Origin of the sequence: Amycolatopsis sp. NPDC049691, from assembly GCF_040675005.1 — a bacterium.
Lineage (GTDB): Bacteria > Actinomycetota > Actinomycetes > Mycobacteriales > Pseudonocardiaceae > Amycolatopsis.
In genome coordinates this window covers 361,362-382,388 of record NZ_JBFANX010000008.1, presented here as the reverse complement: position 1 = coordinate 382,388, position 21,027 = coordinate 361,362, and the positions used below count along the sequence as shown (strand labels likewise).

Sequence of the window (21,027 nt, the reverse complement as noted above, 5' to 3'; positions counted from 1 at the left end):
ATCGCGAGGGAAGCCGCTGGTCACCAGTCCGCTTCGGACTGAGGTCAGACCCCCACCTCCGGGGCGTTCCCCTGCGGGCGCACCGTGAGGGTGCGCTTGACCGGCGCCACCGAGGTCCGGCGGGTCACCGCCACGTGCCCGCTGGTGATCTGGCCGAGCAGGATCGCCAGCACCAGCAGCAGCGGCGTCTGCCACGTGCCGGTGTGCGTGTGCAGCCAGCCGCAGGCCAGGACGCCGAAGCCGGCGATGACGTACCCGACGCCCTGGACCACCGCCGACAGCGCGAGCGAACTGTCCTTGCTGCGCAACGAGATGGTCGTCAGCACGAACGCGAGCGACCCCATGCCCGCGCCGGTGGCCACGGCCCACAGCCAGGGCGCCGCCGCCGGTGCGACGAGCAGGCCGGTCACCCCGATGACGTTGGGCGTGGCCAGTACCACGACGAGCAGGGTCTGGTTGCGCCACCGGCGTGTCCAGCCCGGCACCAGCAGCATCATCGGCAACCCCATGGCCATCGACACGGCGAGGCACGTGCCCGCGGTCGTCGGCGCGACCCCGGCGTCGCGCAGGATGCCGGGAAGCCAGCCCATGACCAGGAACGTCACCGTCGAAATGAGTCCGAAGTGGATGGTCAGCGCGCCGGCGGGCACCATCCCGGTGGCGCGCCGGGGGACCGGCAGGGATTCGTCGGGAGTGCGCTGCCACAGCTGCATGGCCAGCAGCGCCACGATCGCCCACAGGCCGAGCGCGTACCGCCACGACGAAGACATGACAACGGCCGGCGTGACCAGCGCGCCGGCCGTGCTGCCGAGCCCGAGCCCGAACGTGAAGGCGGCGGAACCCTTGGCCAGCAACGGCAGCATCGTGCCGAGCACGGCGATGGACAGGCACGCCAGGGCCGTCCCGACCAGCAGCTGCGCCGAACCTCCGAGCACCCGGCCGGCGAGCGAAAGCACGAGGCCGGCGAGGCCGACGGTGACGGTCCGGTGGGTGCCCACCCGGCCGCACAGCCACGGCGTCGCCCAGCCGCCGAGCCCGATGGCCCACAGGGGCAACGCGACGAGCACCGCGGCGACCAGGTTTCCGGCGACGGAAATGTCCGGCAGAGCCGCACCCAGGCTCGTCACGGCGGGCCGCAGGTTGATGGCCAAGAGGAAGATCACAACGGTGGAGGCGGTGGTGGTAGCACGAGTCATCGCTCCTCCTCGGTGTCGAGGTCGGAGCGGCGGGCCCCGTGGAACAATGTTTCGCTTCCGGGCGTGGATCAGACATCCGTCACCTGACGGATGGCCGGAATGTTCGTTGCGCCTCAACGGTTCTACGTCGTCCCGCGGACCTGCGAATGGGCGTGCATCGGCACGACCGGCGGAGCGCGTTGTGACGCTGGGGAGTCGGCGCGCCGGCGAGCGGGCCGGGGTGGACCATCCGGGCGATCGCGACCGGCCGAGTGGCTTCAGTGCGTCAGCAGGTCGAGCACCAGCGCCAACGGCGGCCACGCGGCGCGGCCCCGGCGGGTGCACGCGTAGGCCCGGTGCCGCACGGCCGGATCGGCCAGCGGCAGCAGGGCGACTCCCGGCCGGGTGGGCCGCCCTTCCGGCAGCAGGCCGACACCCCCGCCGGGGGCGGTGATGAGGTCTTCGACCAGTTCGAGGCTGTCCGCGCGGTGCGCGACGCGCGGCGTGAACCCCGCCATGGACGCGAGCGTGCGGAGCACGTCCTCGTCGGCGGTGTTGCGAGAATTGCCGATCCAGTCGTGGTCGCGGAAGGCGTCGAAGACGGCGAGGGTCCCTTCGCCGCGCACCCGCCGCGCGTCGGCCGCGGGGACCCCGAGGCCCCACTTCGTGGTCCACAGTGGACTGGCGGCGACCGCGGGGTCCACCGTGGCGGGTGCGAGGTCGTAGTCGTAGACGAGCGCGAGGTCGGTGTCGTCCGCCAGCAGCGCGGCCAGTGCTTCGGCGGGCTCGTACTCGCTGACGAGCACCCGCACCCCGGGGTGGCTGCGGGCGAGGCGCGCCACGGCGGGGAGCACCGAACGCCGGACCGCGGAGGCGAACCCGGCGACGCGGACGGTCCCCGCCGGTTCGGCGTGCGGGTCGAGATCGGCGTGCGCGGCCTCGACGGCGGCCAGGATCGTCACGGCGTGGTCGGCCAGCCGCCGCCCGGCCGGGGTCAGCCGCACGCGGCGGCCGTCGGGTTCGAGCAGCGGCGTCCCGACCTCCCTGGCCAGCACGGCGATCTGCTGGGAGACCGTCGACGTAGTGGCGCCGAGCACGTCCGCCACGGCCCGCATCGACCAGTGCCTGGACAGCTCCAGGAGGTACCGCAGCCGGCGCGTGTCCATGCCGTGATTGTCCATGATTCCTGAATGGACTGTCCAGTATCGGCAAGTGGACACGAACGGTGGCGGCGGTATTTCCTGGAGCCGTGCCTCCCACGACCCGATCCGGAGCGGCCCTCGCGGTCGCGTCCATGCTGTGCGTGCAACTCGGTCTCGCCGTGTCCGTCGGCCTGTTCGACCGCGTCGGCCCGGAAGGAGCCGCGTGGCTGCGGCTCGCGTGGGCCGGCGTGCTGCTCGTCGTTCTGGTGCGGCCGCGGCCGTCGTCGTTCCGGCGGACGACGTTCGCGGCCTGCGTGGCGCTGGGCGTGGTCACGGCCGGGATGACCATGCTGTTCATGGAGGCGGTGGCGCGGCTGCCCCTGGGCACGGCGAGCGCGCTGGAGTTCCTCGGGCCGCTGACGGTGGCGATCGCCCGCGGTCGCGGCGGCAAGCGGCGGTGGCCGGTCTTCGCGGCGGTCGGCGTGGTGCTGCTGACCCAGCCGTGGCAGGGCGGCGCGGACCTCCTGGGCGTGGGGTTCGCGCTGGGTGCGGCGGTCTGCTGGGCCGGCTACATCCTGCTGACGCAGCGGGTCGGCGACGAGGTGTCCGGCGTGCGCGGGCTGGCGGTGTCGATGCCGGTGGCCGGGATCGTGGCGACGCTGGCGTACGGGCCCGCGGTGATCGGGCACCTGACGTGGCAGCTGCTGCTGACCGGGCTCGGGCTGGCGGTGCTGTTGCCGGTGGTGCCGTTCAGCCTGGAGATGCTCGCACTGCGGCGGTTGACGACGTCGGCGTTCGGGACGCTGATGAGCCTGGAGCCGGCGATCGCGCTGGTGATCGGGCTGGTGGTGCTGCACCAGGTCCCGGACGCGGCCGCGGTGGCCGGGGTGGCGTTCGTCGTGGTGGCGGGGGTCGGTGCCGAGCGGACGGGTGCCCGGGAGCCGGTCGTGAGTGGTTAGGGCGGTTCTGACCGCCCGGACCACTCACGAGGGCAGAACTTCGTCGAGCAGCCGGCGCGCGGCCACCGCTGCTCCGTCGGTGCGCATCCGCGCGCTCAAGGCCGCCGCCCGCGCCCGGGTCGCGGGGGCCAGCGCCGTGTCGAACGCGGCGCTCAGCGACTCCGCGGTCGCCGTCGGCCCGTTGAGGGCCGCGCCGACGCCATGCGCCGCGACCTGCCCGGCCCAGTACGGGTTGTCCGCCACCCGGACCGGCACCACCACCTGGGGCACGCCCGCCCGCGCGGCGGCCTGCGTCGTCCCCGCGCCGCCGTGGTGGACCACCGCCGCCAGCCGGGCGAACAAGCGCTGGTGGTTGACGTCGCCGATGGTGAAGCAGTCCGCCAGGTCCAGGTCCGCCCAGCCGCGCGACACCAGCACGCGGTACCCCCGCGCGCGGCTCGCCTCGACCGACCAGCGGGCGATGTCCGGCGCCGGGCCGATGCTGCCGAAGCCCACGTAGACCGGCGGCTCGCCCGCCGCCAGGAAGTCCACCAGCGACGGCGGCAGGGGCCGCTCGTCCACCCGGGTCCACGCCCCGGTCTGGACCACGTCGAGACCCGGGACCGCCGGGCCCAGGACCGGGTCCGCCGCCAGCCACGGCCGGCCGGAGTAGACGTGGTCGCGCACGTTCTCCACCGGGGCCAGACCGAGCGCGGCGCGGTGGCGGTTGAGCGGCTCGCGGAACTGCGCGTTCACCCTCTCGGCGTCCACCGCCCACAACGCCGCGTGGCCGCTGCCTTCCCCCTCGGGCCAGCCCGGCCGCGGCGGCGGCGCGTGGTGCGGCGAGGGCAGGTTGACTGCGGCATAAGTCACGTACACGTACGGGATGCCCGCGGCTTCGGCCACCGACCGCGCCGCGACCTGCGCGAGGCCGGCCACGACCAGCGCGTCGCACCCCTCGGCCGCCGGAGGGAAAACGTCGAACTGCGTTTCGAGGAGTTCGGCCCGGTACCGGGTCAGCTCGGCCGCGGTGGCTCCGCGCGTCACCGCCCGCACCGGCGGTCCGACCGGCACCGCCTCGATCCCGAGCCCGGCGAGCCGGTCGGCGAACTCCGGTGGAACGCACATCCGCACGTCCACGCCGAATCCCCGCAACTGCCCCGCCAGGGCCACCAGCGGCTCGACGTCCCCGAGCGTTCCGTAGGTCGACAGCAGCACCCGCGTCATCGCGCGGCCCCGGCGTAGAAGCCGACCGGCATCGTGACGTCGGCGCTCGAAGCCCCGCACTCCAGCATCCACAACGCGGCGGCCGGGCCGAGTTCCCGGCCCAGCACCCCGAGCGCGGCCGGGTCCGGCGCGACCGCCCGCGCCTGCGCCACCCCGCGCGCGAACGCGTCCGGGTCCCAGCCGCTCGTGTCCCCGTCGCCGAGGGACCGCGCCCCGCCGGCCAGTGCCGCGACGGGCAGCGCCTCGGGGACGCCGAGCAGGCCGTGGGTGCGTTCGCCCACCAGGACCCCCATCCAGCGGGAGGTTTCCGGGGTCGGCCGGGGCCCGGTCCACCGGGGCCGCTCGTCGAGGTCCGGCAGCTTCGCGGGCGCGCCGGACACCGCCCAGCGGCCCGCCCACTCCACGGCCAGGCCCGGCGCGCTGCGGGAGGCGGGGTTGTGGAACCGGGCCATGTCCCAGCGGGTGCCGACCGCCACCGCGGCCAGGTCGCGGTGCGGCCAGACCCGCGCCTCCCACCAGAACCCCCACGGGAACGCCGCGGTGTGCCCCCACCACCAGTCCTCGCCCAGGTCCGGGTCCGCGAGTTCGAGCGTCAGACCGGAGAACGACCGGACACCGTGCGGGCTCGGCCGCTCCACCCGCGGGGTCACCATCGCCGCCAGCGAGTCCGGCGCGACCAGGCCGTGGTCGCCGCGCAGCAGGGATTGCAGCAGCCGCGCGAAGTCCGCCGCGCTGGTGTACATCCCGACCCCCGGATAGGCCGCGGTGCGCAGGGGCGGGCTCGGCACGCAGAAGTCGCCGAACGCCAGGTAGCCGGTGGCACCACCGGTCTCGCGGGTGCCGTCGTCGATGCTCGTGGCCGTCATCCCGGTCGCGGCGAACACCTCCCGGCCGACACGGGCGGCGTAGGGTTCGCCGGTCACGTGCTCGACCACACCGCCCAGCACGCCGACGCCGAAGCTCGAGTAGGAGTACGGCCCGGGCGCCGTCAGCAGCGGCAGTGCCCCGCCGTACTCGACCGAGCGCCCGGCTTCGTGGCGCCGCCGGACGTAGTCGAGGATCGGCTCGGCCGGCGCTCCCCATGCCGTGGCGGTGACGATGTCGCTGTAGTAGCCGCCTTGGTGCGAGGCCAGCATCGCGGTGGTGACGGGCGGCGCGTCGCCGCGCAGTCCCGCGGGCAGCACGTCGTCGACCGGCGTGTCCCAGGCCGCGGCACCCGCCTCGGCCAGCTGCGCGAAGGCGAGGCCCGTGACGGGTTTGGTGAGCGAGCCGGCCGGTGCGGGCGTTTCGGCGGTCATCGGGGTGCCCGCGGCCAGGTCGGCGAACCCGGTCGCGGCCGTCCGCAGCTCGTCGCTCGTCGTCACCGCGACGGCGACCCCGGGCGTGCCGGTGACCGCGGCCAGCCGGGGGAGGACGGCGTCGAGCGCCCCCATCACGTCGTCGAGCATGCTCATCCCTCGGTGGTGTTGTAGTTGACGATCCGCTCCACCATGAAGGCGCGCGCCCCGGCCAGCGGGCTGTCCGCGTCGCGCCGCGCCACGTCCGGCAACCGGTGGGCCTCTTCCTCGGCGGCCACCACCGTGCCCCACAGCGCGTTGAACCCCGAGGGATCGGCGGGCTTCTCCGCGGCGGCCTCGACGGTCACGACGCCGTCCCCGCCGGAAACGGTGAGCGCGCCCATCTGCCGCAGCACCACGGGGTCGCTTTCCTTCGCCGCCACCACCGTCCAGCCCGGTTGCCGCAGGGCGGCGAGCAGGCTGCCCACGTCGCTGACGACGATGTCGGGCAGCACGAGGGCCACCGGTCCGCGCGTCATCGGCAGGGCGCAGCGGATCGCGCCGTCGAGTCCCGGCTCGGCCACGTCGTCCTGGTAGACGAAGACCAGTTGGAACACCCCGGCGTAGCGCGCCAGGTACTTCACCGTGTCGAGCTTGTGCGGCGCGAACACGACGACCACCCGCACGGTGAGGCCGCTCTTCACCAGCTCGGCCGCGGGCTCCAGGCTGCGGTCCAGCACGGTGACCCCGGGTGCCAGGCAGTGCAGCTCCTTCGCGTACGGCGCTCCGAAGCGCGTCCCGAAACCGGCGCAGGGCAGGATGATCGAAACGTCGGGGTCGCTCACCGCAGCCGCACCTCCAGCGCGACCCGGTGCCGGCCCCGGGGCAGCGGCACCCACGCCGGCTCGCCGATCGGCGCCACCGCGGGAAAGCGGTCGAAGAGAGTTCGCAACGCCACCTCCGCCTCCAGCTTCGCCAAGGCGACCCCGAGGCAGAAGTGCGGCCCCCAGCCGAATCCGACGCTGCCTTCGCGGCCGCCGTGCTCGGCTTGCCAGCGCACGTCGGCCGCGTGCGGGTGGGCGAACCGCGCCGGGTCGCGGTTGGCGGCGCCGAGCACGGCCTGCACCGCGTCGCCCGCTTTGATCGACACCCCGGCCACCTCCAGATCCGTTGCGGCGTACCGCAACCGGGCCAGCTGGACCGGGCCGTCGGTGCGGACCAGCTCACGCACCGCGGCCGGCCACAGCCCGGGCTCGGTGCGCAGCAGCTCCCGCTGGGCGGGGTCGCGCATCAACGCGAGCGCCGCGTTGGACAGCATGTGCGCCATCGTTTCGTGCCCGGCGAGCACCAGGAACACCACGAGGGCCACGACGTCGACGTCGGTCAGGTCGTCCTGGGCGACGACCTCGCTCAGCAGGTCGGCGCGCGGCTCGGCCCGGCGCCGGTCGACCAGGGCGTGGCAGTAGGCGAACATCTCGCCGAGCGTCGGGGTGATCCGCGCCGGGTCGCCGTCGACCAGCACCTTGCCCCAGCGCCACCAGTCCGCCCAGTCCGGCTCCGGGACTCCGACCAGTTCGCAGACCACGGCCATGGCCAGCGGGTAGGCATATTCGTCGAGCAGGTTCGCCGTTTCGCCGAGACCGTCGAGCAGTCCGTCGACGATCTCCTGCACCCGTGGGCGCAGCGTGGCTACCCGCGACGCGCTGAACGCGTGGCTGATGCTCCGGCGCAGCCTCGCGTGCTCGGCGCCGTCGAGGCTGAGCAGGCTGGCCCGCAGGTAGGGCAGGTGCTCCGGGGGCGTGCCCAGCGCGAGGAACGCCTCCTCCTGCGTCTGCGCGCCCTGCCCCGGCAGTCCGGTCGGGTCGTTGCGCACGGCCGGATCCGACAGCACCGCGCGGACGGCGTCGCTGCCGGTCACCAGCCAGCCTTCCCCGCCGTTCGGCAGCTTGGCCCAGCACACCGGTGCTTCGGCGAGCACGCGGTCGTACCCGCCCATCGGGTCGTCGAGGACGGCCGGATCGCGGACGTCCACCACGGGTTCGGAGGACATGGGTCTCCTGTCAGCCTTTGAGCGGGCCGCCGTTGATGGCGACGCGGTGGCCGAAGCGGGTGTGCGGGTAGTAGTCGTACGTCGCGTGGTGCTGGACGCAGCGGTTGTCCCAGAACACCAGCGTGTTCGGCTCCCAGCGCACGCGGCACGCGAGCATCGGCCGGTTCGGCACGACCGAGAACAGCAGCTCGAGCAGTGCCTGGCTCTCGTCGGCCGACAGCTGCGGGATGCGCGAGGTGTAGGCCGGGTTGACGTACAGCAGCGGCCGGTCGGTCTCCGGGTGCCGCACGACCACCGGGTGCTCGCTGACCGGTGGTTCGTAGCCGTCCGGGATCTTGTGGCCGCGGAAGGCGTGCGCGCCGTCGTGGATCGCGGTGAGTCCGGTCAGGAACTCCTTCAGCTTGGGCGAAAGCATGTCGTACGCGAGGTGCATGTTCGCGAAGAGCGTGTCGCCGCCGCTGCCCGGCGCCGGCAGCCGCGTGATGTGCAGCATCGAACCGAGCGACGGCTCGGCGTCGGCGGTGCCGTCGGCGTGCCAGCCGTTGCCGAACACGGTGGCCGCCTCCGGCGCCGTCGCGACCTCGAGGATGTAGGGGTTCCCGTGCTCGGGCGGCGGGTTCACCGGGCGCAGCTCGCCGAAGTGCGCGGCCAGCCGCTGGTGGTCGTCCGGGGTGATGTCCTGGTCGCGGAACACCAGCACGTGGTGGTCCAGGAAGGCCGTCTTCAGCTCGGTGAGCTGCTCGTCCGTCAGTTCCCGCGTCAGGTCGAGGCCGGTGACCTCGGCGCCGATGACCGGGGTCAGGCCCCGCACGGCCAGGGTCCGGTAGTCGCGCGCCGGCCGCGTCGTGATCCGCTTGACGGCGTCGAGTTCGTACTGCTCCATGGTTTCCTTCCCTCTGTGGGTCTCACAGTCCGATGGCGGCGGCCACCGCGGTGACGTGCGGGGCGCGCACGATGCCGTAGTGGGTGGCGGGCAGTTCGTGCCAGTGGCTCGGCTCGGGCAGCAGGGTTCGCCAGCCGCCGCGGTCAGCCACCGGCAAGCCCGGTTCGGGTTCGGTGGCGAGCCAGACGTGGCTGGGCGTCGCGGTCAGGCGGGGCAGTTCGTGCCCGGCCATGCTGCGCAGGTTGGCCCGGGTGGCGCGGGCGAGGTTGTGCGCGTGTTCGGCGGCGGCGACCCCGAGCTCACGCTCGAACACCGTCTCCAGTTGCGTGTCGTCGTAGTCGGCGGCACTCGCGCCGGGCGGCGGCGGGTCGATGAGGTGCAGTGCCCGCACCGGCTGCCCGGCCGCCTCGGCTTCGGCGGCCATGCCGGCCGCGACCCAGGCGCCGAACGACCACCCGGCCAGCTGTTTTCCCCGGTGGGGGAACCGCTCTTCCAGAGCCGCGTGGTAACGACGCGCGCGGTCCACAATGGACCACCCCGGGGGTTCCGGGCGGCTCAAGGCCGGATCGGCGATCACGCACACGCCGAGCTCCGGCGGGAGGGCCGCGACGAGCGGGCGGTAGGCGTGGACGTCCCCGCCGACCGGGTGCACGAGGCAGACGACCTCCTCGGTGGTCCCTTCGCGCCAGACCTGCAGCACCACTTCGCCGGCGTCGGCGGCTTTCTCGAGCTTCGCCAGCAACGCCGACATCGTGACCTCCGGGCCGAGCCAGGCGAGGTCGAGGTCGACGCCGTAGAGGCGTTTCACCGACTCGACGACGTCCAGCAGGGTCAGGGAGTCGGCACCGAGGTCGTAGAGCGGCACGTGGGGGTCGAGTTCGGCGACGCCGAGGAGAGCGCGGACTTCCTCGGTCAGGTCCGCTTCGGCCGGCTTCGGCTCGGTTTCGCGTTCGTGGAACGCCCGGGCGGCGTCAAGACCGGTCGTCGCAACCAGGAGCTGGGGGAGGCCGGTCCCGAGGGCGCGGGCGAAGGTGCGCCGGCCTTCGTCGTCGCTCAGGCCGACCGCCAGGTGTGCCTGGTGCCGGGCGTCGGTTTCCAAGGCCGTGACGGCCATGCCGCTGTCACGCCAGACGTCCCAGCCGATCGAGAGCCGGGTGGTGGGGCCGTCGCGGTGGGCGAGGGCGTCGAGGAACCCGTTGGCGGCGGCGTAGTCCAGCTGCCCGGTACCGCCGAACTGCGCGGACAGCGACGAGCAGTAGACGGCGAAGGCGGGCCGGTCGCGGTCGATGAGCCGCTCGGTGAGGAGGGCACCGGCGAGTTTGGCGGACTGGGTGCCTTCGCCGCGGGTGGCGATCAGGCCGCCGTCGGGGGTGCCGGCGGCGTGGACGATCCCGGTGATGGGAGCGCGGATCGCGTCGGCGGTGACGGTGGTGAGGTCGGCGGCGAGCAGGTCGACGCGGTCGGCCCACGGTTTGAGCGTTTCGGGCAGGTGGGGTTCGCGCGCGAGCAGGATGACGCGGCCGGAGGTGCGGGCGAGCAGCTCTTCGGCGACGGCGGTGCCGATGCCGCCGGTGCCGCCGAGGACGAGGTACGTTCCACCGTCCGGTGTTCCGGGTTCACCTGGCGTGACGGGCGCACTGCCTTGGACCCACCAGAACCCGTTGCGGAGGGCGACCCGTTCCGGCGGGGTGGGGCCGGTCAGCAGGTCGGCGAGGGCGTCGAGGTCCGGGCGTTCGAGGTCGACCCAGTGGCCGGGCACGCCGGTTTCCTGTGGGCCGACGGCGGTGATCCCGGCGAGCAGCCCGGCTTCGGGACGGGTGACGCCGGCGTTCGCGGGCGCGGCACCGGCGGAGAGCCACCACGTCCTGAGTGGACGGTCACGGGCGGCCCGCAGGAGGGCGGCGGGGGTGTCGAGGCAGGCCCATTGTGCTTGTGTCAGTGACTTTTCGCCGACGGGACCGGCGATGCCGAGGGGGAGGGCGTGCAGCCAGTCGATTTCGTCGTGCGGCAGGGCATCGAGGATCTGGCGGAGGTGCGTGGTGTCGGTGGGGTCGGCTTCGAAGGTGTCGGGGCTCCGGCGGGCGAAGTGGTCGGCGGCGTGGACCCGCACGACACGCGGGTAGACGGCGTCGAGGGCCGGTGCGGTCAGCGGGCCTTCGCCGGAGACGACGAGGATGCGGTCGGTCTTCGCGGCGGCCGTTGCCCGGCGGAGCCGGACCCAGGTGGGTTGGTGCAGCCAGTCGCCTTCGGGCAGCCGGGCCGCGGCGGCTTTCCGCGGGAAGTCGAAGTCCCGGGCGGCGAAGGCGGGCGGCGGGAAGTCCCATGGTGCGGGGGTGGGGGAGTGTCCCCAGTCGACGGCGGAGCCGGCCAGCCAAGCGGCGGCCAGTGCGGCCGGATCCGGTGCGGCGGGCAGGGAGTCCGCGGGCGCCGGCTCAGCCACCTCGCGAAGCTCAGCCGTGCGGAGCCACTCGACCGCCGCCGCTGCGTCCTCGCACGCCGCCGCCATGCGCCAGCTGCCCTCCGGCCTCCCCGACTGCAAGTGCCGCAGCACGTCCACATAGGACGTCGGGTGCGTCGCCAGGTACTCCGCCACCCGGTCCGCCTCGAGACGCAACGCCGCCTCGCTGCGGGCCGACAGCACCAAGCACCGTGCCGGGTCCGGGCGGGCCGGGGCTACCGGCCGGACCGACTCCAGCACCACGTGCGCGTTCGTCCCGCCGATGCCGAAGCTGCTCACCCCCGCCACCCGCGGGCCCGCCGGCCACGGTTCGGCGGCACCCGGCACCCGGAACGGCCCCAGGTCCAGCGCCGGGTTGGGCGCCCGGAAGTCCACCGTCGGCGGCAGCACTCCGTGGTACAGCGAAAGGGTCGCGCGGATCAGCCCCACCACGCCGGCCGCCGCGCCGAGGTGGCCGAGCTGGCTCTTCGCCGACGACAACGCGCACGCCGACGCGTCGGGCATCGCCTCGCGCAACGCCGCCACCTCGATCGGGTCGCCGAGGCGGGTTCCCGTTCCGTGCGTCTCCACGTACCCGACGTCCGCGCCCGACCGCCCGGCCCGCCGAAGTGCCGCCCGGATGGCCGCGCGCTGCCCGGCCGGCGACGGCGCGCTGTACCCCTGCTTGACCGCGCCGTCGTTGGTCAGCGCCGAACCCGTGATCACCGAGTACACCGTGTCGCCGTCGCGGCGAGCCGCCGAAAGCGGCTTCAGCACCACCACGCCGACGCCGCTCGCGCCCACCGTGCCGTCCGCGTCGTCGCTGAACGGGCGGCAGTGCCCGTCCGGCGAGAAGATGTGTCCCGGCCGGTACCGGTAGCCGGCCGCCAGGGTGACGTCGACGAGCACCCCGCCCGCCAGCATCACCTCCGCCTCGCCGCCGCGCAGCATCGCCGCCGCCTGGTGGACGGCCACCAGCGAACTCGAGCACGCCGTCTGGGTCGTCAGCGCGGGACCGGTCAGGTCGAGGTGGTAGGCGACCTTCGTCGCCAGGAAGTCCTTCTCGTGCTGCAAGGCCAGCTGGAACCCGTCCGGCAGCGCGGCCGGGTCGGCCTCGCGCAGCATCTGCTGGAAGTACGTGTTCTCGCCGCAGCCCGCGATCACCCCGACTCCGGCACCCGAAGTGATCCCGGCATGGGCCAACGCCTCGACGCACGCCATCAGCAACTGCCGCTGCTGGGGGTCCATCAGACCTGCGTCCCGGTGGCTGATCCCGAAGTGCTCCGGGTCGAACGCCAGGGGATCGGCGAGGAGGCTGCGTGCGCCGACCATGCCCTCCGCCGCCGGGAACTCCTCGATCCCCCGGCGACCCGAGACGACGAGGTCCCAGAACGCCGCCAGGTCCCGGGCACCCGGCAGCCGCACCGCCATGCCGACGACCGCCACCGGCTCGCCGGCCGACGGCCGGGAAGCCGAGGCAGCCGCGGCCGGGCCGCTCTCGAGGTGCCGCGTCAGGTCCCGGAGGGTGACGTGCTCGAAGAGGTCCGCCACGGTGAACCGGTAGCCGGCTTCCGCGCACCGCAGGTGGAACCGCATCAGCGACAACGAACTGGCGCCGGCCGCGAAGAACGTCTCGTCCGGGCCGATCGGCGCCCCGGTCACCTCCTCGAACAACGCCGCCAGCTCGCTCGACGGCGTCCCCGCCACCCGGTGGAGATCCGTCCCCGCCACCAGGGGAGCGGCGTCCCGGTCGAGCTTCCCGCTCGGCGTGCGCGGCAACGCGGCCACGACCCGGAAGCGGTCGACCCGCGCGTGCGGCGGCAGCAGCGGCGCCAGGAAATCCGCCAGTTCCGCCGCGGAAGGCGTCCGGCGGCACTCCAGGACCGCGGCGAGCCGGTCACCCTGCACCGTGACGACCGCGTTGACGACGTCGGGGTGCCGCAGCAGCGCCGCCTCGACCTGACCCAGTTCGAGGCGGTGCCCGCTGACCTTGACCTGCCGGTCGGCCCGGCCGTCGAAGTGCAGCAGCCCGGCGCGGTCGAAGTGGGCGAGGTCGCCGGTGCGGTAGTACAGCTCCGGGAGCTCCGCGAACTTCTCCGGAGCCGCTTCGCCGAGATAGCAGCGGTTCGCCGCGAGCCCGCCGATGAGCAGCTCGCCGACCTGCCCGGGCGGCAGCGGCGCGCCCGCGGCGTCGGCGACGCGCAGGACCGCGTTCGCCACCGGCCGCCCGATGGCGGGCCGCTCCGGCCACGAAGCCGGATCGCCGTCGAGGGTCAGCGCACTGACGACGTGGGTTTCGGTCGGCCCGTAGTGGTTGTGCAGGCGCGCGCCGGCCAGTCCGGCGAACCAGCGGCGGATCGCCGGTGTGCACACCAGTTGTTCGCCGGCGGTGAGCACGTCCCGCAGCCTCGCCGGGTACCGTCCCAACCGGACACCGTGCTCGGCCAGCAGCTGCAACGCCACGTACGGCAGGAAGATCCGTTCGATCCCCGCACTGTCCAGCTGCGCCAGCAACGCCGGGACGTCGTGGCGCCACTCCGGGCGGATCAGGTGCAGCCGGCCGCCGCCGCAGAGGGTCGTGAAGATCTCCTGGAACGACACGTCGAACGACAGCATCGAGAACTGCTGGGTCGCCGCGGGCGGCGCGGCCTGCCACTGCAGCAGGTTGGCCAGGGTGCGGTCCGGGACGCGCACCCCCTTCGGCGCGCCGGTCGAGCCCGAGGTGAACAGCGTGTAGAGCGGCCGTCCGGCGTGGCGGGCCGGGACGTCCGGCACCGGCCCGCCGGTGAGCGTCACGAACCGCTGCTCGACGTCGGTGTCGAACGTTTCGCCCGGCGCGAGCAGGACGCAGCGCGGCCGCACCCGGGCGAGCATCGCGCGCAGCAGTTCCGGCGGGTAAGCCGGGTCCAGCGGCACGGCGGTGATGTTCAGCCGCGCGAGCGCGAGCAGCGCGACGACGTGTTCGGCCGACGGCCGGAAGTACAGCGCGACGTCGGTGGCGTCCTCGGGCAGCGTGGCGGCGAGCCGGGCCGCGTGCGCGTCCAGCTCGGCGTAGGTCAGCGTCGTGTCGCCGGTCAGCGCCGGGGCATCCGGCGTCAGCGCGACCTGCCGCGCGAAGCCTTCGGCGATGGTTTCCCAGGTCAGCTCCACAGAAGCGCCGCGGCCGTGGTCATGCCGGTCCGGTGTCCGCGCGTCGCCGTGCAGGGCGCGGTCGAAGACGTCGCCGAGGGCCGCCGCCTCGGCTTCGGTGAAGTGGCCTGCCCCGTACTCCCACAGGCAGTCGAAGCCGTCCGGCCGTTCCACGACCGACAGCGTGAGCGCGCACTTCGCCTCGGCCGCCTCGATCCACTGTGGACTGACCGAGCAGCCGGGCAGGCGCAGCGCGCCGAAGTCGGTGTTCTCCAAGACGAACAGGTAGTCGAAGGCCGCGTAGCCGGGATCGAGGTCGGCGAACGCGACGTCCTGACCGTCCAGCGCCGCGCCCGCCGCGGCGCCGAGCCGGCGGAGCTGGCTGTCCAGGTCCTCGTCCGGGTCCACGGTCAGCGGCAGCCGGACGGTGTTGGCGAACATCCCGACACTGTCTTCGAACTCCCGCACCGGCCGGTTCGCCACGGGCGCGGCGATCCGCGGCCGGGTCCGGCCGGTCACGGCGTAGAGGCTCCAGGCGAACACGCCGAGCAGCAGCTGGAACCGCGTCAGGCCCAGCTCGGCGGCCCACCGGTCGACGCGCTCGCGGTCGATGCGGGTCGTGTGCAGCCGCCCGGCCAGTGCCGCCGGACCGAGGGGCTCGGCGTCGTCGGACCGGTCGGTCAGCCGGTCGCGGTAGCCCGGGGAGGCGAACCAGCGGGACTGCCAGGCGGCGAAGTCGAGTGGTGTGTGCGGGTCCGGTCGAGGTCGGGCGCCGGACAGTTCCCGGAACAGGATGTTGAGCGACCAGCCGTCGACCGCGATGTGGTGCAGGCAAAGCGAAAACGTGCCGTCGGGACGCCAGGCCGCGCGCAGCAGCCGGCCCGAGGCCAGGTCGAAGGGCGCGGTGAAGAAGTCGTCGGAAGGGTCGGTCCACGGGTCGTACGCCGGTTTCGTCACCTGCCGCAGGCCGTCGGAGGTGGCCTCGAACGCCGTGCGCAGCGCCGGGTGCCGCTCGACCAGGCCGCGCACGTCCCGGCGCAGCGCGTCGATGTCGGGTGTGCCGGTGAGCCGGAACGCGAGCGGCACGTGGTACGCCGTGGACGCCGGATTGCGTTGCTGCAGAAGCCAAAGCCGCTGCTGTTCACTCGTGGCGGGTGCGCTGGTCGCGGCGGTCGGTGCGCCCGGCTCGGGGTAGACCGCGCGCCCCGCCCCGGAGACCGCCGCGGCGAGGTCGGCGAAGGTGCCGCGCTGCACGACCGAAGGCGCGAGGTCGGTGCCCCAGCGTTCCCGGATGGCGAACCGCAGCCGCAGCGCCTTGAGCGAGTCGCCCCCGGACCGCAGCCACGTGTCGCCGGGACGGAGATCCGGGACGCCGAGGGTCTCCGACACGACGTCCAGGACTTCGCGTTCCCACGCGGTCGCCGCGCCGCCGGTGTCCGGCCGCCACGCCCGGAACCCGCCGGCCAGGAGCGCGGTTTCGTCGACCTTCCCGTTCGCGTTCCGGGGCAGCTCGTCGACGCGGAACACGTGGTGCGGCCGCATGTAGGCCGGCACGGTTTCGCTCAGGTGCGCTTCGAACGCGTCGAAGGACAGGTCGCCGGCGACGACGAACGCGAGCAGCTCGGCGGTGGCCGCGCGGCGCACGGCCACGTGCACCTGCCGGATCTCCGGGTGGGCCAGGAGCCGCTGCTCCAGCTCGCCGGGCTCGACCCGGAACCCGCGGACCTTGACCTGCCGGTCGGTGCGCCCGACGTAGGCGTACCGGCCGCCCGGCAGCACGCGGACCAGGTCGCCGGTGCGGTAGAACCGGGCGCGGCCTTCGTCCAGCCACGGCAGCCGGACGAACCGCTGCCCGGTTTCCGCGGGCAGCCCGCGGTAGCCGAGCGCGACGCCGGCCCCGGAGATGTACAGCTCGGCCACCTCGCCTTCGGCGGCCACGCGCTCGTCCGGCGTGACCGCGACCGCGCCGGTGCCCGGCAGCGGGCGGCCGATCGGCACGACGTCGCCGTCGAAGCCGCGCGGGATGGTGTAACTGAGCGCGAACGTCGTCGTCTCGGTCGGGCCGTAGCCGTTCTGCAGCCGCGTCGGCGACTCCGGGTTGGCCCGGTACCAGCGGCGGATCAGCGGGGCGTTGAGCTGCTCGCCGCCGATGACGACCCGGCGCACGGTGGCGAAGCTGCCCGGCACGGTCTCGGCGACCGCGTTGAACAGCGTCGCGGTGACGAACATCGTGTCGATGCGTTCCCGGACCAGCGCGTCGGCGAACGCCTGCGGGTCGCGGACGGTCTCGTCGTCGAGGACCACGCACGTGCCGCCGGTCAGCAGCGGCACCCACACCTCGAAGCTGATCGCGTCGAACGCGGGGTTGGCCAGGCAGGCGAACCGCGTGCCGATGTCGAGCCAGCCGGGTTCGGCCAGCCGCAGGACCCCGGCGTCGCGGACCTCGACGCCCTTGGGCCTGCCGGTCGTGCCGGAGGTGGAGAAGAGGAACGACGCCGGCGCGGGCTCGGCGGGCGTCCCGGCCGCGGCCGGCGTCAAGGCGGGCAGCTCGTCGCAGACGACGACCGCGCCCGCGTCTTCGAGGATGGCGTCGCGGCGCGCGGGCGGGCTCTGCCGATCCAGCGGCACGACCTGAGCGCCCAAGCGCAGCACGCCCAGCATCACCAGGATGAGGTCCGCCGAACGCGGGAGGCTGACGGCGACCGCGTCACCCGGACGGACTCCCTTGCGGGCCAACGACTCCGCGACCGCCGCGGCACCGGAGTTCAGCTCGGCGTAGGTGAGCCGACGGTCGCCGTCGGACACGGCGAGGGCGTCCGGGTGCCGCAGGGCCCGGTCGTGGACGCGGCGGGCGATCGACGTCATCGGGCCGCCAGCTCGGCCGCGATCAGCTTGGCGACCAGCGGCAACGCGTCACTCTCCAGCATGTCCCAGTGCCCGCAGCCCGCGGGCACCACCTCGAACTCGCCGCGGGCGCGGCGGCGCCAGAACTCGGCGGTGCCGGGGATCGGGTCCTCGCCGACGGCCTGCACGAAGAGCACCCGCGCCGCGGTCTCGCCGGGGTCGTGCTCGCGCGCGGTCAGCCGGTTGTGGTTGTAGGTGCGGTGGTAGCGCTCGATCTGCGCGTCCTCGATCCCGGGGTACATCCCGTTGAAGCGAACGAGTTTCTCGCGGAACTCGGCCGCGGGCACGGGTTCGATCGCCGCCTTCGCGGCCGGGTCGTCGGTGGCCGTCGTGTCGAGCAGGACGACGCTGACGCGCGGGTGGTGCTCCGCGAGCCGGCGGCCCATCTCGTAGGCGACCAGACCGCCGTACGAAAGTCCACAAAGGACCAGGGTCTCCTCCGGGTGCGGTTCGACGAGCCGCAGGTACTCCTCGGCCATCGCCTCGACGCTCGGCAGCGGCTCCTCGCCGGGGTTGAGCCCGGGGGACTGGATGCCGACGACGCCGGCGTCGTCGGGCAGCAGGCCGCTGAGCGGCAGGTAGCAGAACGCCGTGCCGCCGGCCGGGTGCACGCAGACGACGCGGGCCGTGCCGTCGCCGCGGCGGAACTCGATCAGGCTGCCGGTCTCCGGTGGGCGGTCCGCGCGCAGGAGCGCGGCCTGCGCCTCGATGGTCGGGTGCAGGATGACGTCCCGGATCGGCAGCTCGCGGCCGAACTCCGCGCCGATGGCGTCGGCCAGCTTGATCGCCGAGATCGAGGTGCCGCCGACGTCGAAGAAATCGTCCGAGACGCCGATCGCGGGGTGCAGCAGCAGGTTCCGCCAGATCCGCAGCAGCGCCAGCTCGACGTGGTCGCGCGGGGCGGCGGTGTTGACCGCGGCGGGGGCGCTGGTGCGGGCGTGCGCCAGGACGGCGTCGCGGTCGAGCTTGCCGCTGCGGCTCAACGGCAGCCGGTCGAACTCGGCGAACACCGACGGGATCATGTAGTCCGGCAGCCGCCCGGCCAGCGCGGCCCGCCATTCGTGCGGGGTGCGGCCCCCGCCGCCCGCCACACCGGCGACGAGCCGCGGCTCGCCTTCGCGGTCCACCAGCACGGCGGCCTCTTTCACCCCGGGAACGGCGAGCAGCGCGGCCGTCACCTCGCCGGGCTCGATGCGGAACCCGCGCAGCTTGATCTGGTCGTCGCGGCGGCCGGCGTATTCGGCTTCCCCGCTCGGGAGCCACCGCGCGAGGTCCCCGGTGCGGTACATCCGCTCGCCGGTCGTGAACGGGTCCGCGACGAACCGCTCGGCGGTCAGCCCCGGCCGGTGCAGGTAGCCGCGGGCCAGGCAGTCGCCGGCCAGGAAGACCTCGCCGACGACGCCGGGCGGCACCGGGCGCAGCCGCTCGTCCAGCAGGTAGAGCCGGGAGCCGGGCAGCGGCCGCCCGATCGGCGCCGGGCGGTCGCGTGGCCGCGGGTCGAAGTGCGCGGTGGCGTAGAGCGTGGCCTCGGTCGGCCCGTAGCCGAAGCAGATCCGCAGGCCGGGCAGAGCGGCGGCGAACCGGGCGAGCGCGGCGTCGGTCAGCGGTTCGACGCCGGTCAGCAGCTGCCGCAGCGCGAGCCCGTGCAGGCGGGTGGGGTCTTCGTCGACCCACCGGACGTAGGCGGGCGGCAGGAAGGCCTGGACCACCCGGTGTTCCCGGAGCCACGCCATGAGCGCCGCCGGATCGGGCCGGACGTCTTCGGGCACCACGTGCAGCACGGCGCCGGTGGTCAGCGGGAGCAGCAGTTCGTGCACGGAGGCGTCGAAGCCGATGCTCGACCACGCCGACGTCGCTTCGCCGGGCGTCGCGCCGAAGCGGTCGAGCCACTGGTCGAACAGCGCGAGGACGCTGTGGTGGGTGACGGCGACCCCCTTCGGGCGCCCGGTCGAGCCCGAGGTGTAGATGACGTAGGCCGTCTCGCCGGGGCCGGTCGTGCCCGGTCGCCGGGTCTCGTCGCCTTCGGCTTCCAGCGCCGTGACGTCGTCGCCGAGGACCAGCACCGGCCGCGCGTCCTCGACCATCGCCGCCCGCCGGGCGGCCGGCTGGGCCGGGTCGAGCGGGAGGTAGGCGGCGCCGGTCTTCAGCACGCCCAGCACCGCGACCACCAGCTCGACCGACCGTCCACTGTGGATGCCCACGATCCCGCCCGGCCGGGCTCCCCGGCGGCGCAGGGCGTTCGCGAGCTTCGTGCTGCGGCGGTCCAGCTCGCGGTAGGTGAGGGTCCGGTCGTCGCAGACGAGCGCGGGGGCCTCCGGGGTCGTGTCGGCGTGGGTGGTGAACCGCTCGACGAGGCCGCCGGGCCGCCGGTTCGGGCGCGGTCCGGTGCTCCAGGCGGTGAGGATCTCGCGGCGTTCGGCCTCGTCGAGCAGCTCGTAGCTTGTGATGCCGGCGTCCGGTCGCGTGGCCAGCTGGTCCAGCAGTCGGACGAGGTAACGGGCGTACCGCTCGGCGGTGGCGTGGTCGAAGAGGGCGACGGCGTAGTCGAGGTGCCCGGCGACGTCACCGTCCTCGTCGGCGAGGCCGAGGGCGAGGTCGAACTTCGCCGGCGCGTGCTCGACGTCGAGGGATTCGACTTCGACGCCCGGCAGGTCGAGGACGTCGTGCAGGGTCGGCACCCAGGCGAACATCGTCTGGAAGAGCGGGGTGTGCGCCGGGCTGCGGGGCGGGTTCACCAGCTCGACGACCCGTTCGAACGGCAGCTCGACGTGGTCGATCGCACCCCGCAGGGCCGCCCGGACCTGCTTGAGCAGCACGGCTCCGGTGGGCGAACCGCTCAGGTCGGCGCGCACGGCGAGGGTGTTGACGAAGAACCCGATCGTGTCCGGGTACTCCCCGCCGGCCCCGCGGTTGGCGGTCGGGACGCCGACAACGATGTCAGCCTGCGCGGAAAGCCGGTGCAGGAGGATGAACCAGCAGGTCAGAATGGTCGAGTAGAGCGTGACACCGTGCTCGCGCGCCACTGCCTTGAGCCGGGCGGTGAGGTCCGGCCCGAGGGAGACGGGCACCCGCGCGCCCCGGTAGTCCTGCCGGGCCGGCCGCGGCCGATCGGTGGGGAGCTCCAGCACCGGCGTGACGCCGTCGAGCCGCTCCCGCCAGTAGGCCTCGTGCGGCTTCGGGCGGGCGCCGGCGAGCCAGTCCTGCTGCGTCTCGGCGTGGTCGCGGTAGGGCCGGGCAGGCGGCAGATCCGGTGCCGTACCGCTCAGTTGAGCGGCGTAGAGGACACCGAGTTCGCGCACCAGCAGGGTCCGGGACCAGCCGTCGAAGACGACGTGGTGGACGGTGATCAGCAGGACGTGGAACTGTCGGTGGTCCCCGGTAGCGTGAATACCGGGGGGCGGCGCCCCGGCCCCGGCCAGCAACCGAGCCCGCGCGAGCGGCGCCCGCGTCAGGTCGAACGGCTCGAAGGGATCGGTCCGCCGCAACTCGGCCGCTTCGCCCGGCCGGCCGGCAACGTCCGTGACGGCACAAGGAAAGCCCTGACCGGCGGGTTCGACGATTTGCAGGGGCCGGCCGTCCTCGACGACGATCCGGGTGCGCAGGGCTTCGTGCCGATCGGCGAGGGCGTCGAAAGCCCGTTGGAGGGCTTCGCGGTCCAGCGGGCCCCGCAGGGCGAAGGCCATGGTCTCGTTGTAGGCCGGTCCGGCCCCGTCCAGCTGGGAAACGGTCCAAAGGCGCTGCTGGCCGGACGACAGCGGGGCGGACACTCGCATCGAGGACGGCCTTTCCTGGCGGGGCGGGCGAACCGGTACAGCGTCGTGCCGTCGCAGCCGAGGTCGGGGAAACGCTCTCTGTCTGTCCGGAC

Annotated in this window: 10 protein-coding genes; 1 reads left to right on the top strand and 9 read right to left on the bottom strand. The window is 74.0% G+C overall.

Annotated elements, in window-relative coordinates:
• Positions 1-44 precede the first annotated feature (44 nt).
• Together AB0J40_RS21210 and AB0J40_RS21205 are read right to left on the bottom strand one after the other, a co-directional pair.
• On the bottom strand, positions 45-1,196 hold the full coding sequence (locus tag AB0J40_RS21210) for an MFS transporter (RefSeq protein ID WP_364455625.1): 1,152 nt from the start codon (positions 1,194-1,196) through the stop codon (positions 45-47).
• A 257-nt stretch (positions 1,197-1,453) separates the two neighbouring features.
• Positions 1,454-2,341, bottom strand: coding sequence for a LysR family transcriptional regulator (locus AB0J40_RS21205; RefSeq protein WP_364455622.1), 888 nt, complete (start codon positions 2,339-2,341; stop codon positions 1,454-1,456).
• Positions 2,342-2,424: 83 nt separating this feature from the next.
• Here AB0J40_RS21205 and AB0J40_RS21200 point away from each other — a divergent pair, with 83 nt between their 5' ends.
• Complete coding sequence (locus AB0J40_RS21200) at positions 2,425-3,276, top strand: EamA family transporter (protein WP_364455619.1); 852 nt, start codon at positions 2,425-2,427, stop codon at positions 3,274-3,276.
• Between the two features lie 24 nt (positions 3,277-3,300).
• On the opposite strand, the gene AB0J40_RS21195 is transcribed toward AB0J40_RS21200, so the two are convergent.
• From AB0J40_RS21195 to AB0J40_RS21165, 7 genes are read right to left on the bottom strand one after another with little or no spacing between them, the layout of a single operon-like run.
• Positions 3,301-4,482 (bottom strand): glycosyltransferase, encoded by a 1,182-nt coding sequence (locus tag AB0J40_RS21195; protein WP_364455617.1) that lies wholly within the window; start codon positions 4,480-4,482, stop codon positions 3,301-3,303.
• Positions 4,479-5,930, bottom strand: a complete 1,452-nt coding sequence (locus AB0J40_RS21190) for a serine hydrolase domain-containing protein (protein WP_364455664.1) — start codon at positions 5,928-5,930, stop codon at positions 4,479-4,481. Before AB0J40_RS21190 ends, AB0J40_RS21195 begins: the two co-directional genes overlap by 4 nt.
• Positions 5,931-5,932: 2 nt before the next feature.
• The gene (locus tag AB0J40_RS21185) at positions 5,933-6,604 is read right to left on the bottom strand and encodes a hypothetical protein (protein WP_364455615.1); all 672 of its coding nucleotides are present in this window, start codon (positions 6,602-6,604) and stop codon (positions 5,933-5,935) included.
• Positions 6,601-7,809, bottom strand: a complete 1,209-nt coding sequence (locus tag AB0J40_RS21180; RefSeq protein WP_364455612.1) for a cytochrome P450 — start codon at positions 7,807-7,809, stop codon at positions 6,601-6,603. Before AB0J40_RS21180 ends, AB0J40_RS21185 begins: the two co-directional genes overlap by 4 nt.
• Before the next feature lie 10 nt (positions 7,810-7,819).
• Positions 7,820-8,692, bottom strand: a complete 873-nt coding sequence (locus tag AB0J40_RS21175) for a TauD/TfdA family dioxygenase (protein WP_364455609.1) — start codon at positions 8,690-8,692, stop codon at positions 7,820-7,822.
• A 22-nt stretch (positions 8,693-8,714) separates the two neighbouring features.
• Positions 8,715-17,123 (bottom strand): amino acid adenylation domain-containing protein, encoded by an 8,409-nt coding sequence (locus AB0J40_RS21170; protein ID WP_364455606.1) that lies wholly within the window; start codon positions 17,121-17,123, stop codon positions 8,715-8,717.
• Positions 17,120-20,935 (bottom strand): amino acid adenylation domain-containing protein, encoded by a 3,816-nt coding sequence (locus AB0J40_RS21165; protein ID WP_364455604.1) that lies wholly within the window; start codon positions 20,933-20,935, stop codon positions 17,120-17,122. The genes AB0J40_RS21170 and AB0J40_RS21165 overlap by 4 nt, the downstream gene beginning before the upstream one ends.
• Positions 20,936-21,027 lie beyond the last annotated feature (92 nt).

Coding starts and splice junctions, on each gene's coding strand:
- AB0J40_RS21210 (WP_364455625.1), bottom strand. CDS start 1,196: ATGACTCGTGCTACCACCACCGCCTCCACCGTTGTGATCTTCCTCTTG.
- AB0J40_RS21205 (WP_364455622.1), bottom strand. CDS start 2,341: ATGGACACGCGCCGGCTGCGGTACCTCCTGGAGCTGTCCAGGCACTGG.
- AB0J40_RS21195 (WP_364455617.1), bottom strand. CDS start 4,482: ATGACGCGGGTGCTGCTGTCGACCTACGGAACGCTCGGGGACGTCGAG.
- AB0J40_RS21190 (WP_364455664.1), bottom strand. CDS start 5,930: ATGCTCGACGACGTGATGGGGGCGCTCGACGCCGTCCTCCCCCGGCTG.
- AB0J40_RS21180 (WP_364455612.1), bottom strand. CDS start 7,809: ATGTCCTCCGAACCCGTGGTGGACGTCCGCGATCCGGCCGTCCTCGAC.
- AB0J40_RS21175 (WP_364455609.1), bottom strand. CDS start 8,692: ATGGAGCAGTACGAACTCGACGCCGTCAAGCGGATCACGACGCGGCCG.
- AB0J40_RS21170 (WP_364455606.1), bottom strand. CDS start 17,123: ATGACGTCGATCGCCCGCCGCGTCCACGACCGGGCCCTGCGGCACCCG.
- AB0J40_RS21165 (WP_364455604.1), bottom strand. CDS start 20,935: ATGCGAGTGTCCGCCCCGCTGTCGTCCGGCCAGCAGCGCCTTTGGACC.